We start from the raw sequence: 21,215 nt of genomic DNA on the forward strand, positions 1-21,215 counted from the left end.
CGCCCTGCGGACGCTCCGCTCAGGACGTCTTCGACTTCGCGCCCTGCGGACGCTCCGCTCAGGACGTCTTCGACTTCGCGCCCTGCGGACGCTCCGCTCAGGACGTCTTCGACTTCGCGCCCTGCGGACGCTTTGCTCAGGACGCTTTTGACTGCGGGCTTTGGCTGCGCTCAGCCCGCCGCTCAGGACGGTTGGGCATCCTGGCATCCCTTGTATCGGTGCAAAGCGGTCATCGGTGGACAAAAAAAGGGCACGGCATAAGCGCCGTGCCCTTTTTGGGAGCGAGGCAGCGCCTCGCCCCTACTGTCGTATGTTGGCAAGCAATCAGCCCACCTGCTCGCGCGCCATGTTGCGCAGCACGGTGTGCAAAATGCCGCCGTTGCGGTAATACACCACTTCCATCGAGGTATCCAGCCGCACCAGGGCTTTGAAGGTGGTTTCGCTGCCGTCGTCTTTCACGGCGCGCACGGTCACTTCGCTCAGCGGCTGCAGGTCGTTGCTCAACCCTTCGATGTGGAACACCTCGTGACCGGTCAGCCCCAGGCTTTCCACGCTGTCGCCTTCCTTGAATTGCAGCGGCAGCACGCCCATGCCCACCAGGTTCGAGCGGTGGATGCGCTCGTAGGATTGGGCAATCACGGCTTTCACGCCGAGCAGCAAGGTGCCCTTCGCCGCCCAGTCGCGGCTCGAGCCGGTGCCGTATTCCTTGCCTGCCAGCACCACTAAGGGCACGCCTTCCTCTTGATACTTCATCGCCGCGTCGTAAATCGTCATCTGCTCGCCGTCGGGCAGGTGGATGGTGTAGCCGCCTTCCACGCCCGGCACCAGTTTGTTGCGCAGGCGGATGTTGGCGAAGGTGCCGCGCATCATCACTTCGTGATTGCCACGGCGAGAGCCGTAGGAGTTGAAATCCTTGGGCTGCACACCTTTGGAAATCAGGTACTTGCCCGCGGGGGAATCGGGCGGGATGCTGCCCGCGGGTGAGATGTGGTCGGTGGTGATGGAATCGCCCAGCACCGCCAGCGCCCGCGCACCGTGGATTTCCTCAATGGGCGGCTCTTCCAGCCCTAAGGTGGTGAAGAACGGCGGTTCCTGGATGTAGGTGGAATCGGGGTTCCAGTCGTAAATTTCGCCATCGGGGCTGGGCAGTTTGTTCCACATTTCGTTGCCGGTGAACACGTCGGCGTATTTTTCTTTGAACAGGTCGGGCTTGACGTAGTCGGCGATGGTCTGCAAAATTTCTTCGCTGCTCGGCCAGATGTCGCGCAGGTAAACCGGGTTGCCGTCGGGGTCGTAGCCCAGGGGGTCGGTTTCCAGGTTGATGTTCACCGTCCCGGCGATGGCGTAAGCCACCACTAAGGGCGGCGACATCAGGTAGTGCGCCTTGACCAGCGGGTGCACGCGGCCTTCGAAGTTGCGGTTGCCGGAACTGACCGCGGAGACCACCAGGTCGCCTTCGGTGATGGCGCGCGCCACCTCAGGCGGCAGCGGGCCGCTGTTGCCGATGCAGGTGGTGCAGCCGTAGCCCACCACATGGAAGCCGAGTTCGGCCAGCGGCTCCAGCAAGCCCGACTGGCGCAGGTATTCGGTCACCACGCGGGAACCGGGGGCGAGGCTGGTCTTGACATACGGCTTGCTGAGCAGGCCCTTTTCACGCGCCTTCTTGGCGAGCAGGCCCGCGCCCACCAGCACCGAGGGGTTGGAAGTGTTGGTGCAGGAAGTAATGGCCGCAATCACCACCGAGCCGTGGGTGATCTCGGTTTCCTGCCCGTTGCGCACCAGCGCGACCTTCTTCTTGGTCTCCTCGGGCTTGAGGCCGAAGCCGTGCAGGCCGGCTTCGTTGGTGAGCGCCTTGCGGAAGGCGGCGCCCAGTTCGGGCATGGGCACCCGGTCTTGCGGGCGCTTGGGACCGGCCACGCAGGCGCGCACGTCGCCCAGGTCGAGTTCCAGGGTGTCGGTAAATTCGGGCACGGGCGCGTCGTCGGTGCGGAAGAGCCCCTGCTCTTTGGTGTAGCGTTCCACCAGGTCGATGAGTTCTTCCGGACGGCCGGTGAGGCGCAGGTAGCGCAGCGTTTCCTCGTCCACGGGGAAGAAGCCCATGGTCGCGCCGTATTCGGGTGCCATGTTGCCGATGGTGGCGCGGTCAGGCAGGCTGAGGGCGCTCACGCCGGGGCCGTAGAATTCCACGAATTTGCCCACCACGCCCTTTTCGCGCAGCATTTGCACCACGGTGAGCACCAGGTCGGTGGAGGTCACGCCTTCGGGCAGTTTGCCGTACAGTTTGAAACCCACCACTTCCGGCGTCACCATGTAAATCGGCTGGCCGAGGATGGCGGCTTCGGCTTCGATGCCGCCCACGCCCCAGCCCACCACGCCGAGGCCGTTGATCATCACGGTGTGGCTGTCGGTGCCGACCAGCGTGTCGGGGAAGGCCACCACTTCGTCGCCCTCTTTGGTGGTCATCACCACCTTGGCGAGGTATTCCAGGTTGACCTGATGGATGATGCCGGTATCAGGCGGCACAACGCGGAAGTTATCGAAGGCTTTCTGCCCCCAGTGCAGGAACTCATAGCGCTCGCGGTTGCGCTGGAATTCCACCTCGGCATTGCGCAGGAAGGCATCGGGGGTGCCGAAGAAGTCCACCTGCACCGAGTGGTCGATCACCAAATCTACCGGGATGAGGGGGTTGACGGTGGCAGGCTTCCCGCCGAGGCGCGCCATCGCCGAGCGCATCGCAGCCAGGTCGACCACCGCGGGCACGCCGGTGAAGTCCTGCATCACCACGCGGGCGGGGCGGTAGGGCAGGGTGGGGCGGTGGTCGGTCTGGGGCTTCCAGCCAGCCAGGTTGACCACATCCTGCTCGGTAATTTCCACACCGTTGGCCTGCCGCAGCACCGATTCCAGCATCACGCGGATGGAATAGGGCAGTTTCGAGAGGTTGGTCAGGCCTTGCTTTTCCAGGTAATCGAGGCGATAGATGACAAAATTGCCGTGCGGCGTTTTCAGCACATCACGGGCAGCAGCAAAAGGATTGCTCATCGGTCACTCCTTGAAAGGAATTTTCCGCAAAGGCGGTTTTCGGTTGCCAAAGGGATGCCTTCAAATTATACTACGCACACCGCCACCGTCTTCTCGAAAAGGGAGTTCCTATGCCAACCCATGACAAACCGCTGCCGCTGGAGGGCATCCGTGTCATTGACCTCAGCCGTCTGCTGCCCGGCCCGTACCTCACCCAACTGCTGGCCGACCTGGGGGCAGAGGTCATCAAAGTGGAAACCCCGCGCGTGGGCGATTACGCCCGCATTGCGCCGCCGGAAACCGGCCTCGCGGGGCTATTCCCCGCGGTGAACGCGGGCAAGAAAAGCCTCGCTGTCAACCACCGCAAGCCCGAGGGGCGGGAAATCCTCTACCGGCTGGTGGCCGAGGCCGATGTGTTCGTGGAAGGCTTCCGCCCGGGCGCGGTGAAGCGCTGGGGGCTGGACTACGCCAGCCTGCGGGAAATCAACCCGCGCTTAGTGTATCTCTCGCTTTCCGGCTACGGGCAGAGCGGCCCTTACCGCGACCGCGCCGGGCACGACCTGAACTACCAGGCCATCGGCGGCTCATTAGGGCTGAACGGCTTCGCAGGCGGGCCGCCGGTGCCGCCTTCCATTCCGTTGGCCGACCTGGGCGGGGCAACCTTTGCCGCCATCGCGGTGCTGGCGGCCATCATCGGCCGCGGGCACACCGGCGAAGGCATGTATCTTGACATGGCCCTGGCCGACGCGGTGGTGGCGTGGATGGCGCCTCTCGCGGGCGGCCCCTTCTTTGCCGAGGGCATCCGCCCTGAACGCGGGAAAATGCCCCTCGCGGGCGGGCTGCCGTGTTTCAACGTCTACGAAACCGCCGACGGGCGCTATGTTTCCATCGCGCCCATCGAGCCGCACCTGTGGGGCAACTTCTGCCGTGCGGTGGGGCGCGAGGAGTGGCAGCCCCGCCAGTGGGATGCCGGCCTCATCCCCGAAGTGCAGGCGCTTTTCCGCACCCGCACGCTGGCCGAGTGGGTCGCCCTGGCCGACGAGGTGGACATGTGCCTTGAGCCGGTGCTGGATTACGAAGAAACGCTGCAGCACCCGCAAATCCGCCACCGGGGCTTAGTGCTGGAAGACGACGAAGGCCGCCCGGCGGGCATTGCTTCGCCCTTCCCCTTTGTGCCCCGCCGCGAGCGCCCGCCCGCGCCAGCCTTAGGCGAGCACAGCGCCGAAATTCTGCGCGGCCTCGGTTACAAAGAGGAGGACATTCGCGCCCTGGCGGCGCGGGGCGTGGTGGGGCTGGGCCACGAGGCAGAATAAAGACCGCAGGCACGTAAAAAAACGCCCCCGGGGGGTCTTCCCTGCCGGGGGCGCAGACGGCCGTTTGAGCGCCGGGGGTTAGATCACGCCGGTTTCCTTGCCCACTTTGTAGTAGGCTTCCAGCACGCGGTCGATTTGCTCGTCGGTGTGCGTGGCCATATAGGAAGTGCGCAGCAGCGAGCGGTTGGGCGGCACGGCGGGCGGCAGCACCGGGTTGACGAATACGCCTTCGTCGAACAGCCGCTTCCACACGAAAATGGTCTTCATGTGGTCGCCGATGATGATGGGAATGATGGGGGTTTCGCTGGTGCCGGTATCGTAGCCCATGTTGGTGAGTTCCCGCTTGACCCGTTTGGCAATGGCCCACAGGCGCTCGCGGCGCTCAGGCTCCTCTTTCATGATTTTCAGCGCAGCGCGGGCGGCGGCGGCGTTGGCTGCGGGAATGCTGGCGCTGAAAATCATGGAACGCCCGAAGTGCTGAATGTATTGCACGGTGTCGGCATCGCCGGCGATGAAGCCGCCTAACGAGGCGAAGGACTTGCTGAACGTGCTCATGATGAGGTCTACGCCGTCGGTCACGCCGAAGTGGGCGGCAGTGCCGTTGCCCTGGGGCCCAAGCACGCCCATGCTGTGGGCATCATCCACCATCAGGCGGGCGTTGTATTTCTTGCACACCTCGATCATCTCGGGCAGGGGGGCGATGTCGCCGTCCATGCTGTAGATCCCGTCCACCACCACCAGACGGCCGCGCTTGGGGTCGACTTTGCTCAGCACCCGCTCCAGGTCTTGCAGGTTGTTGTGCTTGAAGCGCACGATGCGCCCCTGGGAAAGGATGGCGCCGTCCACGATGCTGGCATGGTCGGCACGGTCGAGCACCACCACGTCTTCCCGCCCCACCACGGCCTGGATGGTGCCCAGGTTGGTCTGGTAGCCGGTGCTGAACACTAAGGCGGCTTCCTTGCCCACGAAGTCGGCCAGTTCCTCTTCCAGTTCCTTGTGCAGGCGCAGCGTGCCGTTGAGGAAGCGCGAACCGGTGTTGGAGGTGCCGTATTTGCGAATGGCCTCGATGGCGGCTTCCCGCACTTTGGGGTGGGTGGTCAGACCGAGGTAGTTGTTGGACCCGCACATGATGAGGCGGTGCCCCTGATAGTCCACCTCGGTGCCTTCGTTTTCATCCAGCGGCAGGAAGTAGGGGTAATAACCGCCTTCAATGGCTTCTTTGGCTTCGGTAAATTCGGTGACTTTGGAAAAAATATCCTTGATGGCTGGCGTGTCACTCATGATGACCTCCTGATAAGTGCAGCACGGCGAATGATGACAAAAGCGTGAGCCCCGTTGCGGCCGCTGAGGCCCGTGGCGCTTTGTGTTGTGCTTGCGCTCACACGGGTTGCCCCGCAACTGAGGCTATTTTACCCGACTTTGCGCCTGCCGCGAGAGGCAAACCGAAAATTTCGGAGAAATGCCGCGAAAGGGAATCCCTCTCTGTCCACGGACCTGCGCTCGGCGGCCGTTGTGCATTATAATGTAGGCATTCTCATTTCTCTCTGGAAGGAGCAGCCATGACCGAATACCGCCCGCGCGGCATGTATTTCGAAGATTTCCACATCGGCCAGCAAATTGTGACGGCTGGCCGGACCATCACCGAGGCCGACATTATGGCTTTTGCCGGGCTTTCTGGTGATTTCAATCAGTTGCACACCGACGCCGAATTTGCCAGGAAGACCCCCTTTGGTCAACGCATCGCCCACGGCCTGCTGGTGACGAGCATTGCCAGTGGCCTGGCTGCACAAACGGGCATTCTGGAAGGCACCACCATCGCCTTCCGTGAAATTAGCGAGTGGAAGTTTTCCAGGCCGGTCTTCATTGGCGATACGGTGCACGTCGTGCTGGAAGTCGTGGACCTCAAACCGGCACGGCGGCTGGGCGGCGGCGTGGTCAGCATCAAGGTAGACGTGCGTAACCAGCACGATGAAACCGTGATGCGCGGGGTGTGGGCGGTTATCATGGCCAGCCGTCCTGCCTGATGGAGTTGCCTGTGCCCGACGAAGCACGTCCTTCGGAGCCTTCGCCTGCTGAGGAGCCGGAAGGGGAGCAGTCGCCTCCCGAAACCGCCGGATTGCCGCCCGATGCGTTGCAGCCTGCGGGGTGGGTGCGCGCGGCGGTTGGCGATGATGAAGCCGCTGCCGATGCGCCCCCTGAAAGCCCGTTGCCCGCGCAGGAAGACGGCGCGGAAGCGGCGATGGAGGAAGCGCCTCCGTCGGCACCCACAACGGGGGAAGCCGCCGGCCCCGCCGAGGAAGCGGTGGAGCCGCCCGACACACCTGCCAGCAAGCCCATGCACGCCCCACCGCCAGGGGGATTGCCAGAAGAAACCCGCGTGGTGCCGCTGGATGAATATGGGTTGCCCTTGCCGCGTGGTCATGCCAGCCGCCCGCTGCGGCGGTTGAGCACCACGCCGCGCGGGGCTTCGCCTTCCGGCGCTTCCACAGGGAGCGAACCGCCCGCGCCGCCTGCACCCCCGCGGGCGCCTATCTGGCGGCGTTCCCTCGGCTGCGCGCTGCGCGCCTTCTTCGCCCTTCTCTTGCTGGTGGTGTTGGCAGGGGCGGCCGTAGCGGCTTTTGGGGTTTACAAGTATTACAGCATCGCCGCGACACTCCCCAACGTGGACGACCTCAAAAACCGGGCTTCCCATTTCGAAACCACGCGCATCCTCGACCGCAACGGCGATGTGCTCTACGAGATCCTCGACCCGCACGCCGGCAGGCGGACGTATGTGCCGCTGAGCAAAATTTCGCCCTACATGGTAGCGGCCACCCTTGCCACCGAAGACAAGCATTTCTACGAGCACCCCGGCGTCGATTTCTGGGCGGTGGCGCGCGCGTTTTGGCAGAACTACACGACGGGCGAGGTGGTTTCCGGGGCTTCGACCATTACCCAGCAACTGGCGCGCGCCCTGTTGCTTTCCCCCCAGGAACGCAGCCAGCGCACCTACCGCCGCAAATTGCGGGAAGCCATCCTCGCGATGGAAATCACCCGCCGCTATTCCAAAGACGAGATTCTGGAACTCTACCTCAACGAAGTCTATTACGGCAACCTGGCCTATGGCGTGGAGGCGGCGGCGGAAACCTATTTCCACACCAGCGCCGAGAAACTGACCCTCGCCCAGGCGGCCTTCCTGGCAGGGTTGCCCCAGGCGCCCGCGGTGTATGACCCTTACACCAACCGCACCGCGGCCATGCAGCGTTACAAGCAGGTGCTGGCGTTGATTTACCAGACCAGCCAGGAGCAGGGCTGCATTCAGGTCAGCAACAGCGCCCATCCCGTTTGCGTAGGGCAAGACGACATCCTGCAGGCATGGCAGGAGATGGAAGCCTACAAGTTCCCCCCGCCTGAGATTCCCATGCGTTTTCCGCATTGGGTCAACTACATTCGCTCGCTGCTGGAACAGCGCTACGACCCCCAGACCATCTACCGCTCGGGCTTTACGGTGTACACCACCCTTGACCCCACCATGCAGCGCAAGGCGCAGGAAATCGTCAGCCAGCAGGTGCAGGCCCTGGCCGCAAAGCACGTCACTGATGGGGCGCTGGTCGCCATTCGCCCCAGCACGGGCGAGATTTTGGCGATGGTCGGCTCGGCCGATTTTTACAACGAAGCCATCCACGGTCAGGTCAACATGGCCTTAGCGCCGCGGCAACCCGGCTCTTCCATCAAGCCCTATACTTACCTTGCCGCGTTCGAGAAAGGTTGGACGCCCGCGACGCTCATCTGGGACGTCCCCAGCGAATTCCCGCCTTCGGGCAACCCCAACGACCCCCGCCCGCCTTACAAGCCGGTGAATTACGACCATCGCTTCCACGGCCCGGTGACGGTGCGCACCGCGCTGGCAAATTCGTTCAACATCCCGGCGGTGAAGACGCTGCAATTCGTGGGCATCTACGACGACCCGAAAACCCCCCAGAAAGACGGCCTGATCGGCATGGCCGAGCGGCTGGGCATTACCACCCTGACCCGCAAAGATTACGGCCTTTCGCTCACTTTGGGCGGCGGCGAAGTCACGCTGCTGGAACACACCGCGGCCTATGCCGTGCTGGCCAACGGGGGGAAGCGGGTGCCGCCGGTCGCCATCACCCGCATTGTGGACTACCGCGGCAAAACGGTCTATGAATACACCCCGCCCGCGGGGGTGCAGGTCGTGCGGCCAGAGCACGCCTACCTCATCACCTCCATCCTTTCCGACAACCAGGCCCGCGCCTGGGAATTCGGCCTCAACTCGCCGTTGCACCTGCCCTTCCCCGCCGCAGCCAAGACCGGCACCACCAACGATTTTCGCGATAACTGGACGATGGGCTACACGCCCGACATCGCGGTGGGGGTGTGGGTGGGGAACGCCGACAACAGCCCGATGATCAACAGCACCGGCCTGACCGGCGCAGCCCCCATTTGGTCGGCCTTCATGCAATATGCCGAAAACTATCTCACCCACGGCCACCCCACGCCTTTCGTGCAGCCGCCCGGCATTGTGACTTACACCATTTGTGCGGTTTCGGGCGCGCAGCCTTCCAGGTGGTGCCCCAAAACCCGCACCGAAATTTTTGCCTACGACCAGCCGCCACTGCCGCCTTCCGAAGATTTGTGGAAGCCGGCGCGCATTGACACCTGGACGCAACTGGCGCAGTCGTCGGCCTGCAACCCCGACGGCCTGTATGCCCGCGAATGGCTGACGGCCAATGTGAGCGATCCGTGGGCGCGCAAATGGCTGCGGGAAAACAAAGCCGGCCGCGCCTGGGCTGCCAAGATGGGTTTCGAGAACCCGGTCATCTTTTACCCCGCCCGCGCGTGCAAGGCCTCTGACCCGCGCCCTGTGTTGAATTTCGTCTTCCCGCACGATGGCTCGCTCATCACCGACCCCACGGTGGACATCGTGGTGCAGGCCGATGCCACCCGCGATTTCAAGGATTTCCGGGTAGAGGTGCGCCGCCCCGACGAGAAGCATTGGCATCGGTTGTACTTCAGCGATCAGCCGGTGCCTCAGCCCGACAAGGTGACCACCTGGAACATTCTCGATACCTGGGGCGAGGAAGGCCCGCCGACCGGCGAGGTCATTCTGGAAATGTACATGCACAGCACGCAGGGCGACCTGAATTACGCCATCCGCCAGATTCGCGTCAGGCTGGCGGTGCCCACGCCGACGCCGACCCCCACCCCGACCCCTACGGCAACGCCCACGCCTACCGCATCGCCGACCCCCACCATCACCCCCACGCCGACCATGACTTCCACCCCCACGCCGACGCCGACCTGGCCGGTTTCTACGCCTTATCCGTCGCCTACCCCCACACCTACAACGCCATGACCGAAAAACATCCCCTTACTTCCAACGAGGCGCGTTATCCCGCTGTGCAGCATACCCTGTGGGGTGTGTTGGCCTTCAACCTCAGTGTCAGCCTGCTCAAGATTGTGTTGGGCACCCTCACTGGCGCGCTTTCTGTGGTCGCCGACGGCTTTCACTCTCTGGTGGATGCGGCGTCCAACCTCATCAGCCTGCTGATGCTGCGTTTCGCCGCCCGCAAGGCCGACCCCACCCACCCTTATGGCTACCAGCGCTTTGAAACTTTGGGCGCGCTGTTCATCGGGGTGCTGATGCTCATTGCCGCGGGTGAAATTGCCTTTCAGGCCATCGACCACTGGCAGCACGGCGCGGCGCACGTGGAACCCCTGGCGCTGTATTTGATGGGCGTGGCTTTCGTGGTCAGCCTGGTAGTGGTGTGGTGGGAAACCCGCCAGGGGCGGCGCTGGAACTCGGAACTGCTGCTCGCCGATGCAGCCCATGTGCGCAGCGATTTGTGGATTACCGCCTCGGTGATTGTTTCCCTCATTGGTGTGCGGTTGGGCTATGCCTGGCTTGACCCGGTGGCGGCGTTGGTGGTGGCTGTGCTCATCGTCCGCGCAGCGTGGGAAGTGCTGAAGCAGGCCTCGCAATACCTCACCGATGCCTCGGTGGTGGATGCTGAGGCCATTCAAGCCGTTGCGACCTCGGTGCCCGGCGTGATTGATGCCCACAGCATTCGCTCGCGAGGTCGCCCTACCGCTGCTTTTGTAGACCTCCATATCCACGTGCCCCCCGGCATGGGCACCGAGCAGGCGCACGCCGTCGCCACTGAGGTGGAAAATCGCATCAAGGCCGAGGTGGATGGCGTGGTCGAGGCGATGGTGCATGTCGAACCTGCAGCAGTGGCCCCCGGCCTTTCCCCATGGGACGACCTGGCCCTGCGCCTGCGCCGCCTGGCCGATGGGTTGGGGCTGGGCATTCACGAAATTTACATCCACGCCCTGCCCGAAGGCGGCTATCGCGCCGAAATGCATCTGGAATTCCCCGCAGAGATCACCTTGGCCGAAGCCCACAGCCAGGCGGGGGCCTTCATTCGGCGGGCGCGTGCCGAAATGCCGGCCCTGCAAGAAGTGACCGTGCACCTGGAGCCCCTGCCGGGCCGCGTGCTGGCAACCGAACAGGCCGACGACGCCCTGACGGCCGAGGTAGAGGCTTTTGCGAAATCTCACTGCACAGCAGGGAAGATTCGGCAGGTGGTGCTGCGGCGTACCGGCAATCACCTCACCGCGGCGGTATATTGCGCCCTGCCCGGTGAAATGCCGCTGGAAGAGGCCCACAGTTACGCCGACGCCCTGCAACATGCCCTGCTCAACGCCTTCCCGGCCCTCTCGCGGGCCATCGTCCAGGTCGAACCTGACTAAACGACCACCCGACCACCCGACTACCTGACCATCCAACTATCTGACCATCCAACTATCTGACTACCCGACTATCAAGGAGCCCTCCATGCCCAACACAACCGGCATCATTTTAGCCGCGGGCAAAGGCACCCGCATGAAATCCGATCTCCCCAAGGTGCTGCACCCGCTGCTGGGGCAGCCCATGCTGGCGTATGCCCTGCAGGCCATGCAGGAAGCCACCGGCAGCAAACCGGTGGTGGTGGTCGGCCATGCTGCCGAAGAAGTGCAGGCTGCGTTTGCAGGCCTGGCCGGGTTTGCCCTGCAAGATCCGCCCTTGGGCACCGGCCACGCGGTGCAGGCTGCCCAGCGCGCTGTGCCCGAAGACACGCGCTGGGTGCTGGTTTCCAACGGCGACATGCCCCTGCTCACTGCCGACACCCTGCGCGACCTGCTGGAAGCCCAGCAGAGCCACGACGGCCCCATCACCATGCTCACCGTCGAGGTGGACGCCCCCCGTGGCTTCGGGCGGGTGGTGCGCTTCCCCGATGGGCGCGTGCAGGCCATTGTGGAAGAAGCCGACGCCACCGAAGAGCAAAAGCGCATTCGGGAACTCAACGTCGGGGCGTATTGTTTCGATGCCGCGTGGTTGTGGGCTTCTCTGCCCAAACTGCCGCTTTCGCCCAAGGGCGAATATTATCTCACCGACCTGGTGGGCCTGGCCGTAGCCGAAGGGCACAGCGTGCAGGCCCTGCGGCTGGAAGACCCCACCGAGGCCATCGGCGTGAATACCCGGGTGCACCTGGCAGAGGCCGCGACCGCGCTCCAGCGCCGCATCAATCGCGGCCTGATGGAAAGCGGGGTGACGTTGATTGACCCCGACCGCACCTACATCGAACCCACCGTGCGCATTGGCCGCGATACCGTGGTGTGGCCCGACTGCTACCTGCGCGGCACCACCGAAATCGGCGAGGGCTGCGAAATCGGCCCCAATGCCTACATCCTCGACACCCGCATCGGGAACGCCTGCCGCGTTTTCGCTTCGGTGTTAGAATACGCCGTGCTGGAAGACCATGTGGATATTGGCCCCTTCGGCCATTTGCGCAAGGGCGCCCATCTGGCGGAAGGCGTTCACATGGGCAACTTTGGCGAGGTTAAGAATTCCTACCTCGGCCCCGGCGTGAAGATGGGACACTTTTCCTACATCGGCGACGCCACCATTGCCGAAGAAGTCAATATCGGCGCGGGCACGATTACGTGCAACTACGATGGCGAGCGCAAGCACCCCACGAAAATCGGCAAGGGCGCGTTCATTGGCAGCGACACCATGCTGGTTGCCCCGCTGGAAATTGGGGAAGGCGCCCGCACCGGTGCCGGTGCAGTGGTGACCAAGAATGTGCCGCCTTATAGCCTGGCAGTAGGCGTGCCAGCGCGAGTGATTCGTAAACTGGAAGGAAAATAACGCTGAGGTTTGACGCCCCCGCGAGGAGTTTATGGACGAAACCGACCTATGGTGGTTTTATACGCTTTTGGCGCTGCTGCTGGCGCTGGATTTGTTGCTGGCAGCGGTGCGGGCAGGCGTGTTGCGCCTTTCCCTGAGAGACCTCTCTCGTCTGCGCGAGACCGATAACGCCACCTTCCACCGTTTGCTGGACGTGCTGCGCCGCCGCGACCCCTTGCGGCTGCTGGTGCAGTTGGGCATGTTGCTGGCGCATTTCTTCATCGGCGGCGGTGTGCTCTATCTGGCTGTTCGCATCTACCATTTGCCGCTGAACGACCTCGGCGGCCTGTTGGGCCTGCTGGTCGCGGTCGCGTTGATTGTCGGCGCGCTGGAATGGCTGCTCGACACGTTGGTGCGCGGCCGCCCCGCGGCGATTCGTTGGGCGGTGCCCTGGGCCGAGCGCCTGACGGCCCTGGCTTCCCCTTTCGGGCGCCTGTTCTCGCGTCGCGCCGAAGCCGATTGGCTGCTCAACGACGAAACGTTCCAGGCACTGCTCCAGGCCAATTTTCAGGAAGGCCGCCTGGAGCAGGAAGAGCGCGCCATGCTGCGCTCGATTATGCGCTTTGGCGAAACCTTAGTGCGGGAAATCATGGTGCCGCGCATTGATATGGTGGCGGTGGAAGTGAACACCCCTCTGCAAGAGGCGGTGGATCTTTTCATCCAAACCGGTTTTTCCCGGTTGCCGGTGTATGAAAAGAAAGTTGATGACATCATCGGCCTGCTCTACGCCAAGGATTTGCTACCCATTTGGCGGGACGGCCGGGAAACCGCCCATGCATTGCGCAACCTGTTGCGGCCGGCCTATTTCGTGCCCGAAGCCAAAAAGGTGGACGAACTGCTGGCCGAGATGCAGCGCCGTCGTATGCACATGGCGCTGGTGGTGGATGAGTACGGTGGCATTGCTGGCCTGGTGACGCTGGAAGACATCGTCGAGGAAATCATCGGTGAGATTCAAGACGAATACGACCTCGAAGAAGAAATTCCCAACATCCGCCCTTTGGGACCGGGGGAATACCTGCTCAGTGGCCGCGCCGACATCGATGACATCAACGAAGCCCTGGGCACCGATTTCCCCTCGGAAGATGCCGATACCCTGGGCGGCCTTTTGCTTACTGTAACCGGCCACATGCCTGCCGAAGGTGAAGCCGTGACTATTGGCGGGTTCCTGTTCACCATCCGCAAGGTGGACCAGCGGCGCATTGTGTTGGTGCACGCCCGCCGTCTTGTGGAAGGTGAAGCCGTGACACCTGCCGTTTCTGAGGATGTCCATGAAGCCTGAAGTGCAAGCCCAACTGATTCGCGCTGCCCGGGCGGTGCGTCGCCATGCTTACGCGCCTTACTCTCGCTACCCGGTGGGCGCGGCGTTGTTGACCCGCAGCGGCAAAATTTACACCGGGGTGAATGTCGAAAACGCGGCCTTCCCCTCGGGCATGTGCGCCGAGCGGGTGGCGGTGTTCAAAGCCGTTTCTGACGGGGAACGGGCGTTTGAGGCCATTGTGGTGGTCACCGAAAACGGCGGCGCGCCGTGCGGTGCCTGCCGTCAGGTGCTGGCCGAGTTTGGCACCGACCTGGAAGTGGTGGTAGCCGATGCTTCCGGCGCGGTGGTGCTGGAAACCACCCTGGCCGAGTTGTTGCCCGCTTCGTTTGGCCCCCAGAGCCTGCCGGGGGCGGAGGAGGCCTGATGCGGGTGCTGGTGTTTTCCGATATTCATGCCAACCTGACGGCTCTGGAAGCCGTGCTGGCTGACGCGGGCCCGGTCGATGCCCATTGGTTCCTGGGGGACCTGGTGGGCTACGGGCCGGACCCCAACGAATGTGTCGCGCGTGTCCGCTCTTTGCCCAACCTGGTGGCCGTGTTGGGCAATCACGATGCGGCGGTGTTGGAGAAAATGCCCCTCAACTGGTTCAACCGTGAGGCCCGCAACCTCATCCGCTGGACGCAAGAGCGCCTTACGCCAGAAAACTTTGCTTTTTTGCAGCAGTTGCCCGAACAACAGCCGCAAGGGAAGGTGCTGTTGGTGCACGGCAGCCCGCGTGCCCCGGTGACGGAATATATTTTGACCGCCGAGATCGCCGCTGAGGCGCTGGCACGTACCGAGGCCAGTTTCTGCTTTGTGGGGCACACCCATTCCCCTGCCCACTGGCAGGAAGAGGACGGCGGGGTACGTTTTTGCCCGCCGGTGTTGGGGGAAGCCCTGCCGCTGAAGCCGCGAGCAATTCTCAACCCGGGCTCGGTGGGGCAGCCCCGCGATGGCGACCCGCGCGCTGCTTACGCGCTTTACGACACCGAAGCCCAAACGTGGGCCTGGCGTCGGGTGCCTTACGACATTGGCGCGGTGCAGCAGCGGATGCGGGCATTGGGGCTTTCCCCCACGAATGTTTTGCGGCTCGCTGTGGGCCGCTAAGTGAGGGATGGTGATGCAAAAGCCTCCTGCTTCCCGCGATGCGTGGCCGTGGTGGCGCTGGTTGCTGGTGGCCGGTGCGTTGGTGCTGGCTGAGGTGGCTTTCTTTGTGCTGGTTTTTCGCTCGCGCGAAAAGGCTGCCCCGCCCGCGACGGCCACACCGGTGCCCGTCGCGACGCCGATGGCATCGGCAGAGGCCGCTGGGCCTGGGGCCGACATGCAGGGCCAGGTGTATAAAGCGCGGGTAGTGGCGATTTTGGAAAGCCGCCCCATCATGCTGGGGGATCATCGACAAACGTACCAAAAAGTGCGCATTCGCCTGCTGGAAGGCCCGCTTGCGGGCACCGAAATGGTGATGGATTTCGGCCAACGCCAGACGTTGCCCTCGGACATGCACCTGCGCGCAGGCGATGAGATTTTGGTCAACGTTTTGCGTCGTCCCGATGGCGGGCTGATGGTGTATTTCGTCGATTTCGTGCGCCTGCGGGCGATGTTCATCCTGTTTTTGGTGTTTGCTTTCTTTACCATTGCTGTTGGCGGTTGGAAGGGACTGCGCGGCCTGATGGGCATGGCTTTCAGTTTTGCTGTGATTTTCCTCTTTATCTTGCCGCAAATTCTCCACGGCCACAACCCCGTGGTGGTCACGGTGTTGGGTTCGGCGGTGCTTTTGGGTGTGACCCTCTACCTGATTTATGGCTGGACCCTCAAAACGCACGCTGCTGTGTTGGGCATTTTGGCGGCTTTGGTGATCACGGGCGTGTTGGCCCAATATTTTGTCGTGCTCAGCCGCCTGACCGGCTTTGGCAGCGAGGATGCGCTTTACCTCATCCAGTTCTCGACGGTGCGCATTGACATCCGGGGGCTGGTGCTCGCCGGCATGTTGGTGGGCGCGTTGGGCGTGCTGGACGATTTGGCGATTACTCAATCGTCAGTGGTCTTTCAACTTTACGCCACTGATCCAACGCTTTCGTTTCGGGCGCTGTATCGCCGCGCGATGCAGGTGGGGCGCGACCACGTCGCTGCTACCGTGAATACCCTGGTGCTGGCCTATACCGGCGGGGTGTTGCCCATGCTGTTGTTGTTTTACCTCACCAACGAGCACCCTCTCCAGGTGCTGAACTATGAGTTTGTGGCGCAAGAGATTATCAGCATGATGGTAGGGTCGTTGGGGTTGATTGCCGCGGTGCCTTTGACCAACCTGTTGGCGGTTTCGCTGGCGCATTATCACGAGCGGCTGGGGCCTGTGGGGCGCTACCTTGGGCCGCCCGACCGGGGCGAAGGCCACGTTCATGTGCATTGATATCGGTAGCGCCGCCCCCGTTTTTCGGATAGCCGAGGAGCCATGAAAAAATTTCTCCGCCGCGTGGGGCAGTGGTTCGTGCCAGGTTTGGGCATCAAGCGCTGGCTGGGACTTATTGTGCTGGGCACCACCCTGCTGGGGCTGGGGCTGGCGGTGCTACTGTTGAATTTTTACCGCACGGCGCCGGAGGCATGGTGGTTGCCGTTGCTTTCGGCGGCTGCGTTGCGCTTTTTGCCCCGCTGGCTGCGGGCGGCCATTTTTGGCGCCGCGGGCTTTTTGGCGTTGGGCTGGGGTCTGTGGGGGCTGAGCCGCTCGTTGCTGGCGCCCTTTTTGCGGGCCGATAAGCCCATCGTTGAAACCCTGGCCGAGTATCGTCGCAAGGAGCATGGCCCACATGTGGTTGCCATTGGTGGCGGGCATGGGCTTTCCACCTTGCTGCGCGGCCTGAAGCACTACACCCACAACATCACCGCGGTAGTCACTGTGGCCGACGACGGCGGTTCTTCGGGACGGTTGCGCCGCAGCCTGGGCATTTTGCCCCCTGGCGATATCCGTAATTGCCTGGCGGCCCTTTCCAACGATGAGGCCCTGCTCACCCAACTTTTTCAATACCGTTTTGCCGACGGCGGCAGCGAATTGGACGGCCATGCCTTTGGCAACCTTTTCATTTCGGCGCTGAGCGCGATCACCGGCAGTTTTGAAGAGGCTGTGGCCGAATCGGGGCGGGTGCTCTCGGTGCATGGCCGGGTGTTGCCTTCCACCCTGCGGCAGGTGCATTTGGCCGCCGAGGTGGCGTTGCCCCATGACGCGGCCAGCGTGCAGGTGGTGGGGGAAAGCCGCATTCCCGAGGTGGCGGGGCGCATCCAGCGGGTGTGGCTGGAGCCGGAGCAGCCGCCTGCCTTCCCGGCGGCGATTCGCGCGATTTTGACGGCCGATATGGTGGTGGTGGGGCCGGGAAGCCTTTACACGAGCATTTTGCCCAACTTGCTGGTGCCCGATATTGCCGCGGCCCTGCGCGCCACCCGCGCTTTGCGGGTGTTCGTGTGCAATGTCGCTACTCAACCTGGTGAGACTGATGGTTTTTCGTGCCAGGACCACCTCGCGGTGATCGAAGCCCATGTGGGGCAGGATTTGTTCGACCTGGTGCTGGTGAACCACGCTTTTGAAGGGCCGTTGCCGCCGGGCGTGGCGTGGGTGCGGGTCGAGGAAGACCGTCCTTTGCCCTACCCCATGCACAGCGCAGCGCTTTGTTCCCCTGATGCCCCGGCCCGGCACGACCCCGAAGCCTTAGCTACGACTTTGATGCGCCTGCTGGAAAGCCGCACCGGCCCGCTCAAGACGTAGCGCCCCTTTGGAGTAGCCTCATGCCGCTGGTTTATCTTGCTCTGGGTTCCAACCTCGGCGACCGCGCCGCGCGTTTGGAAGCCGCCCGCACGGCGCTGGCCCGCAGGATGACTTTGCGGCGGGTTTCTCGCATTTACGAAACGCCGCCTTGGGGTTATGTGGAACAGCCGGCGTTTCTCAACCAGGTTGTGGCCGTCGAAACCGACCTGGGCCCCGAGGCGCTGCTCACTTATCTCAAATATATGGAAGCCGAACTGGGGCGCAAGCCTTCTTTTCGCTACGGGCCGCGGGTAATCGATCTGGATATTTTGTTCTACGGCAACCTGGTGCTGGAAACGCCGCACTTGCTCATTCCCCACCCGCGCCTGCATGAGCGGGCTTTTGTGCTGGTGCCCTTGGCCGAGATTGCTCCCCGCTTGCGTCACCCCTTGCTGGGGTTGACGGTAGCCGAGATGGCGGCCGAGGTGGATGCTGCCGGCATTACCGTGTGGGAAGGCTGACGCAGCCGGTTTTTGCGAGGGGCGTTTGCTTCCAATTCCTGTGGAAAGTGGTGTCATGATGCCAGCGATTCTTGTGCTTCACGGTCCTAACCTCAACCTGCTGGGTACGCGTGAGCCCGAAATTTACGGCGCGCTCACCCTGGACGAGATCAATCGCCGTTTGGAAGCCCTGGCCGCCGAGTTGGGCGTGACGGTGCGGGCCTTCCAGAGCAATAGCGAGGGCGCGTTGATCGATGCCCTGCACGACGCCCGCACCTGGGCCGATGGCGTGGTGTTCAACCCCGGCGGTTACACGCATACCTCGGTGGCGCTGCGCGATGCCATCGCCGCGATGGGTTTGCCTGTGGTAGAGGTGCATCTTTCCAACGTCCACGCGCGCGAAGACTTCCGCCGCCGTTCTCTCATTGCGCCGGTATGTCTGGGCACGCTGAGCGGTTTTGGCTGGCAAAGTTACGCCTTGGGGCTGCGGGCGCTGGCGGCTTACCTGGCAGAGCACGGCAAGCCCGCATGAGCACCCCCGCTGAAGCCGCCTATCCGGTGCCTGCCTGCGAGGTGCGGCGCGAAATCGTGGTCGTCAATTCCCGCTTCATTGCGGCGCTGGCGCCTGCGGCCACGGTCGAGGCTGCCCGGGCTTTTGTCGCCCGCATTCGCGGGGCGTTCCCCGACGCCTCGCATCACGTCCCGGCCTACATCGTGGGCGGTGGGGCGAGCGCGGTGGCCCACGCCTCGGACGATGGCGAGCCGGCGGGTTCGGCCGGGCGGCCCGTGCTGGCCGTGTTGCGGGGCAGTGGTCTGGGTGATGTGGTTGTGGTGGTGACCCGCTACTTTGGCGGCACTAAACTGGGCATCGGTGGCCTGGTGCGGGCCTATACCCAGGCGGCGCAGCGCGTGGTGGCAGCCGTGCCGCGCGCTCGCAAGGTGCTCAGCCATACGGTGATGCTGGGGTTGCCTTATAATCGCCTGGAGCAGGTCAGGCGCTTGACGGCGCAGCACGGTGGAACGGTGCTTGATGAAGCCTTTGCTGCGGAAGTGACCCTCACGCTGCGCTTTCCGGCTGCAGCCTTCCCCGCGTTTCAGGAGGCACTGCAGGAATTTTCGGCAGGGCGGCTGGAGGCCGTGGTGCTGGAAACCGGCATGGTGCGCCTGCCGCCGCCCGACCTGAGCCCCTGCGAAACGCTTGGGTGATGCCGGTGTGCGCTTTTGAGTGAAAGTGAGCCTGATGCAATGAACGCGCGCGATCCTCAGGAATTCCGGCTTTTGTTGATGCCGCCCGCTGCGGGCGCGTGGAATATGGCTGTGGATGAAGCCGTGCTGGAAGCCGTGGGGCGCGGGGAAGCCCCCCCGACCCTGCGGTTGTATGCCTGGTCCCCGCCGTGCCTTTCGTTGGGCCGCCACCAGCCTGCGGACGACGTGGACCGCGCGCGCCTGGCTTCCCGCGGCTGGGCGTGGGTGCGGCGGCCTACCGGCGGCCGGGCAATTTTGCATACCGATGAACTGACCTATGCCCTGGTTGCGCCTGCCGACCACCCCTTGATGCGCGGCGGCGTGTTGCCCAGTTACCGCCGCATTGCCGCGGGCCTGTTGGAGGCCCTGCGTCTGTTGGGCATTGCCGCCCGCATGGAGGGCGAACGTTCCCCCGAGAAGCAGCCTGCGGCGATGTGCTTTGAAACCCCCTCCAGTTATGAAATCACGGTGCAGGGGCGGAAACTGCTGGGCAGCGCGCAGGCGCGGCGGCAGGGGGCGGTGTTGCAGCACGGCAGCCTGCCGTTGTGGGGCGATTTGGGGCGCATTGCCGATGTTTTGCGTTTTCCCGATGAGCACGCGCGGAAAGCCGCGCGCGCGGCTGTGCGACAGCGCGCACTGACGGCTTCGGAGGCCGCTGGCCGCGAAGTGGGCTGGTGGGAAGCCGCCGACGCTTTCCGCCGCGGCCTGGCAGGTGCGTTGGGGTTGCGGTTCGTCTTTGGAGTGCTCACCGAGGGGGAATTGGCACGCGTGGAGGCGCTGACGCGCCGCTAAACCCCTTGCGCTGGATGAAGCGCGCACTTTTATGAAAAAGCCGTGGTGAGGCGGGCTGCGGCTGGGCATTGTGTGGCCGTCAGGAAGCGAGGCCGGAGCACAGAACGCACCGCCCCCAAAATCGCTTTCTAACAAAACGCTTATTTTTCGTTTGCGTTTTTCTTACATTGTCGCGGTAGGTTAAGGGCAGAGCCGAGAAAGGCAAAACCTTTCAGCAGGAGGTGAGCTATGGCTGAACTCGTGCGGTGGGATCCCTTCCGTGAGGTGGTTTCGCTGCGGGAAGCAATGGATCGCCTCCTCGACGAAGCCTTCACCCGGCCGCTCTCGCTGAGCCTGGGCGAAAATCTGGCCTGGATGCCGCAAATTGATATGTACCAGACCGAGGACGAAGTGGTTGTCAAGGCCACGGTGCCCGGCGTGAAACCGGAAGATCTCCACATCACCGTTACGGGCGACGTGCTGACCATTCGCGGCGAAGTGAAGCAGGAAGAGGAAATCAAAGACGCTTCTTACCACATCCGTGAGCGCCGCTACGGCACCTTCTCTCGCTCGTTGCCACTGCCGGTGCCGGTGCTGATCGACAAGGCCAAAGCCGAATTTGAGAACGGCATCCTGACCTTGACACTGCCCAAGGCCGAAGAAGTGCGGCCGAAGACCATTGAGGTGAAGGCGAAGAAGTAAACTCAACACCCCTTCAGCGGCGAGGTCGGGGCCCAGGCCCCGGCCTTCGTTTGCTGTTACGGAGCGAGCCATGCCAGCCTATACCTTCCGTTGCCGCGTTTGCGGCGAGGTTTTTACCCGCCGTTACAGTTTCCGTGACGATTTGAGTGCCGTGACCTGCCCGCAAGGCCATCGCGAAGTGGAGCGGGTCTTCGTTCCACCGGCGGTGGTTTTCAAGGGCAGCGGCTTCTACATCACCGACCACGGGCGTGGAGGCCACAATAATGGTGGCAAAAGCAAGCCTGCGAGCAAGCCCGCGGCTTCTGCCAAGACCTCTGAGGCCTCTAAGCAACCCGCTGCTGCGGCGTAGAACCTTTCCCCCTTGCTCGGGCTCGTCCTTCAGTCGAAGGAGCAGCGGGGTGAGGTTCGACGC

The 21,215-nt window shown here is 63.4% G+C and carries 18 protein-coding genes; 16 read left to right on the forward strand and 2 right to left on the reverse strand.

The features are described 5' to 3' along the window. Positions 1-324 precede the first annotated feature (324 nt). Positions 325-3,039: an aconitate hydratase AcnA gene (gene acnA / locus ENJ54_09995; protein HFC10162.1), complete on the reverse strand. Its 2,715-nt coding sequence runs from the start codon at positions 3,037-3,039 to the stop codon at positions 325-327. A 110-nt stretch (positions 3,040-3,149) separates the two neighbouring features. On the opposite strand from acnA, the gene ENJ54_10000 reads away from it, so the two are divergent. Next, complete coding sequence (locus ENJ54_10000) at positions 3,150-4,331, forward strand: CoA transferase (protein HFC10163.1); 1,182 nt, start codon at positions 3,150-3,152, stop codon at positions 4,329-4,331. 78 nt (positions 4,332-4,409) lie between these two features. On the opposite strand, the gene ENJ54_10005 is transcribed toward ENJ54_10000, so the two are convergent. Then, positions 4,410-5,612, reverse strand: coding sequence for a pyridoxal phosphate-dependent aminotransferase family protein (locus tag ENJ54_10005; GenBank protein ID HFC10164.1), 1,203 nt, complete (start codon positions 5,610-5,612; stop codon positions 4,410-4,412). A 302-nt stretch (positions 5,613-5,914) separates the two neighbouring features. Between ENJ54_10005 and ENJ54_10010 the strand changes: the two genes are divergently transcribed. The 15 genes from ENJ54_10010 to ENJ54_10080 all read left to right on the forward strand — a co-directional run bounded on the left by ENJ54_10010 (position 5,915) and on the right by ENJ54_10080 (position 21,152). Continuing rightward, positions 5,915-6,355, forward strand: coding sequence for a dehydratase (locus tag ENJ54_10010; GenBank protein ID HFC10165.1), 441 nt, complete (start codon positions 5,915-5,917; stop codon positions 6,353-6,355). Continuing rightward, positions 6,355-9,687 (forward strand): hypothetical protein, encoded by a 3,333-nt coding sequence (locus tag ENJ54_10015; protein ID HFC10166.1) that lies wholly within the window; start codon positions 6,355-6,357, stop codon positions 9,685-9,687. The genes ENJ54_10010 and ENJ54_10015 overlap by 1 nt, the downstream gene beginning before the upstream one ends. Further along, positions 9,684-11,084, forward strand: coding sequence for a cation transporter (locus ENJ54_10020; GenBank protein HFC10167.1), 1,401 nt, complete (start codon positions 9,684-9,686; stop codon positions 11,082-11,084). Before ENJ54_10015 ends, ENJ54_10020 begins: the two co-directional genes overlap by 4 nt. An 85-nt stretch (positions 11,085-11,169) precedes the next feature. Beyond that, positions 11,170-12,522, forward strand: a complete 1,353-nt coding sequence (gene glmU, locus ENJ54_10025; GenBank protein ID HFC10168.1) for a UDP-N-acetylglucosamine diphosphorylase/glucosamine-1-phosphate N-acetyltransferase — start codon at positions 11,170-11,172, stop codon at positions 12,520-12,522. Between the two features lie 31 nt (positions 12,523-12,553). After that, positions 12,554-13,840: an HlyC/CorC family transporter gene (locus ENJ54_10030; GenBank protein HFC10169.1), complete on the forward strand. Its 1,287-nt coding sequence runs from the start codon at positions 12,554-12,556 to the stop codon at positions 13,838-13,840. Then, on the forward strand, positions 13,824-14,243 hold the full coding sequence (cdd, locus tag ENJ54_10035; GenBank protein ID HFC10170.1) for a cytidine deaminase: 420 nt from the start codon (positions 13,824-13,826) through the stop codon (positions 14,241-14,243). The genes ENJ54_10030 and cdd overlap by 17 nt, the downstream gene beginning before the upstream one ends. Continuing rightward, on the forward strand, positions 14,243-14,965 hold the full coding sequence (locus ENJ54_10040) for a metallophosphoesterase (GenBank protein ID HFC10171.1): 723 nt from the start codon (positions 14,243-14,245) through the stop codon (positions 14,963-14,965). The genes cdd and ENJ54_10040 overlap by 1 nt, the downstream gene beginning before the upstream one ends. Before the next feature lie 7 nt (positions 14,966-14,972). Then, complete coding sequence (locus ENJ54_10045; protein HFC10172.1) at positions 14,973-16,262, forward strand: YibE/F family protein; 1,290 nt, start codon at positions 14,973-14,975, stop codon at positions 16,260-16,262. Positions 16,263-16,304: 42 nt separating this feature from the next. After that, complete coding sequence (gene yvcK / locus ENJ54_10050) at positions 16,305-17,606, forward strand: uridine diphosphate-N-acetylglucosamine-binding protein YvcK (protein HFC10173.1); 1,302 nt, start codon at positions 16,305-16,307, stop codon at positions 17,604-17,606. Between the two features lie 20 nt (positions 17,607-17,626). Then, complete coding sequence (folK, locus tag ENJ54_10055) at positions 17,627-18,106, forward strand: 2-amino-4-hydroxy-6-hydroxymethyldihydropteridine diphosphokinase (protein HFC10174.1); 480 nt, start codon at positions 17,627-17,629, stop codon at positions 18,104-18,106. Between the two features lie 55 nt (positions 18,107-18,161). Next, positions 18,162-18,617, forward strand: coding sequence for a type II 3-dehydroquinate dehydratase (aroQ, locus tag ENJ54_10060; protein ID HFC10175.1), 456 nt, complete (start codon positions 18,162-18,164; stop codon positions 18,615-18,617). Beyond that, entirely contained in the window at positions 18,614-19,291 is a 678-nt protein-coding gene (locus ENJ54_10065) for a DUF1949 domain-containing protein (protein ID HFC10176.1), read from the forward strand. Before aroQ ends, ENJ54_10065 begins: the two co-directional genes overlap by 4 nt. A gap of 39 nt (positions 19,292-19,330) precedes the next feature. Beyond that, positions 19,331-20,122: a lipoate--protein ligase family protein gene (locus tag ENJ54_10070; GenBank protein ID HFC10177.1), complete on the forward strand. Its 792-nt coding sequence runs from the start codon at positions 19,331-19,333 to the stop codon at positions 20,120-20,122. A gap of 228 nt (positions 20,123-20,350) precedes the next feature. Then, entirely contained in the window at positions 20,351-20,803 is a 453-nt protein-coding gene (locus ENJ54_10075; GenBank protein HFC10178.1) for an Hsp20/alpha crystallin family protein, read from the forward strand. 70 nt (positions 20,804-20,873) lie between these two features. Further along, positions 20,874-21,152 (forward strand): hypothetical protein, encoded by a 279-nt coding sequence (locus ENJ54_10080; protein HFC10179.1) that lies wholly within the window; start codon positions 20,874-20,876, stop codon positions 21,150-21,152. The last annotated feature ends 63 nt before the right edge of the window (positions 21,153-21,215 follow it).

This window comes from Chloroflexota bacterium (assembly GCA_011322445.1).
Classification (GTDB): Bacteria; Chloroflexota; Anaerolineae; order Anaerolineales; family DRMV01; genus DRMV01.

Excerpts from the sequence above, each read along its gene's own strand:
- acnA (HFC10162.1), bottom strand. The coding sequence starts at position 3,039 with ATGAGCAATCCTTTTGCTGCTGCCCGTGATGTGCTGAAAACGCCGCAC.
- ENJ54_10000 (HFC10163.1), top strand. The coding sequence starts at position 3,150 with ATGCCAACCCATGACAAACCGCTGCCGCTGGAGGGCATCCGTGTCATT.
- ENJ54_10005 (HFC10164.1), bottom strand. The coding sequence starts at position 5,612 with ATGAGTGACACGCCAGCCATCAAGGATATTTTTTCCAAAGTCACCGAA.
- ENJ54_10010 (HFC10165.1), top strand. The coding sequence starts at position 5,915 with ATGTATTTCGAAGATTTCCACATCGGCCAGCAAATTGTGACGGCTGGC.
- ENJ54_10015 (HFC10166.1), top strand. The coding sequence starts at position 6,355 with ATGGAGTTGCCTGTGCCCGACGAAGCACGTCCTTCGGAGCCTTCGCCT.
- ENJ54_10020 (HFC10167.1), top strand. The coding sequence starts at position 9,684 with ATGACCGAAAAACATCCCCTTACTTCCAACGAGGCGCGTTATCCCGCT.
- glmU (HFC10168.1), top strand. The coding sequence starts at position 11,170 with ATGCCCAACACAACCGGCATCATTTTAGCCGCGGGCAAAGGCACCCGC.
- ENJ54_10030 (HFC10169.1), top strand. The coding sequence starts at position 12,554 with ATGGACGAAACCGACCTATGGTGGTTTTATACGCTTTTGGCGCTGCTG.
- cdd (HFC10170.1), top strand. The coding sequence starts at position 13,824 with ATGTCCATGAAGCCTGAAGTGCAAGCCCAACTGATTCGCGCTGCCCGG.
- ENJ54_10040 (HFC10171.1), top strand. The coding sequence starts at position 14,243 with ATGCGGGTGCTGGTGTTTTCCGATATTCATGCCAACCTGACGGCTCTG.
- ENJ54_10045 (HFC10172.1), top strand. The coding sequence starts at position 14,973 with ATGGTGATGCAAAAGCCTCCTGCTTCCCGCGATGCGTGGCCGTGGTGG.
- yvcK (HFC10173.1), top strand. The coding sequence starts at position 16,305 with ATGAAAAAATTTCTCCGCCGCGTGGGGCAGTGGTTCGTGCCAGGTTTG.
- folK (HFC10174.1), top strand. The coding sequence starts at position 17,627 with ATGCCGCTGGTTTATCTTGCTCTGGGTTCCAACCTCGGCGACCGCGCC.
- aroQ (HFC10175.1), top strand. The coding sequence starts at position 18,162 with ATGATGCCAGCGATTCTTGTGCTTCACGGTCCTAACCTCAACCTGCTG.
- ENJ54_10065 (HFC10176.1), top strand. The coding sequence starts at position 18,614 with ATGAGCACCCCCGCTGAAGCCGCCTATCCGGTGCCTGCCTGCGAGGTG.
- ENJ54_10070 (HFC10177.1), top strand. The coding sequence starts at position 19,331 with ATGAACGCGCGCGATCCTCAGGAATTCCGGCTTTTGTTGATGCCGCCC.
- ENJ54_10075 (HFC10178.1), top strand. The coding sequence starts at position 20,351 with ATGGCTGAACTCGTGCGGTGGGATCCCTTCCGTGAGGTGGTTTCGCTG.
- ENJ54_10080 (HFC10179.1), top strand. The coding sequence starts at position 20,874 with ATGCCAGCCTATACCTTCCGTTGCCGCGTTTGCGGCGAGGTTTTTACC.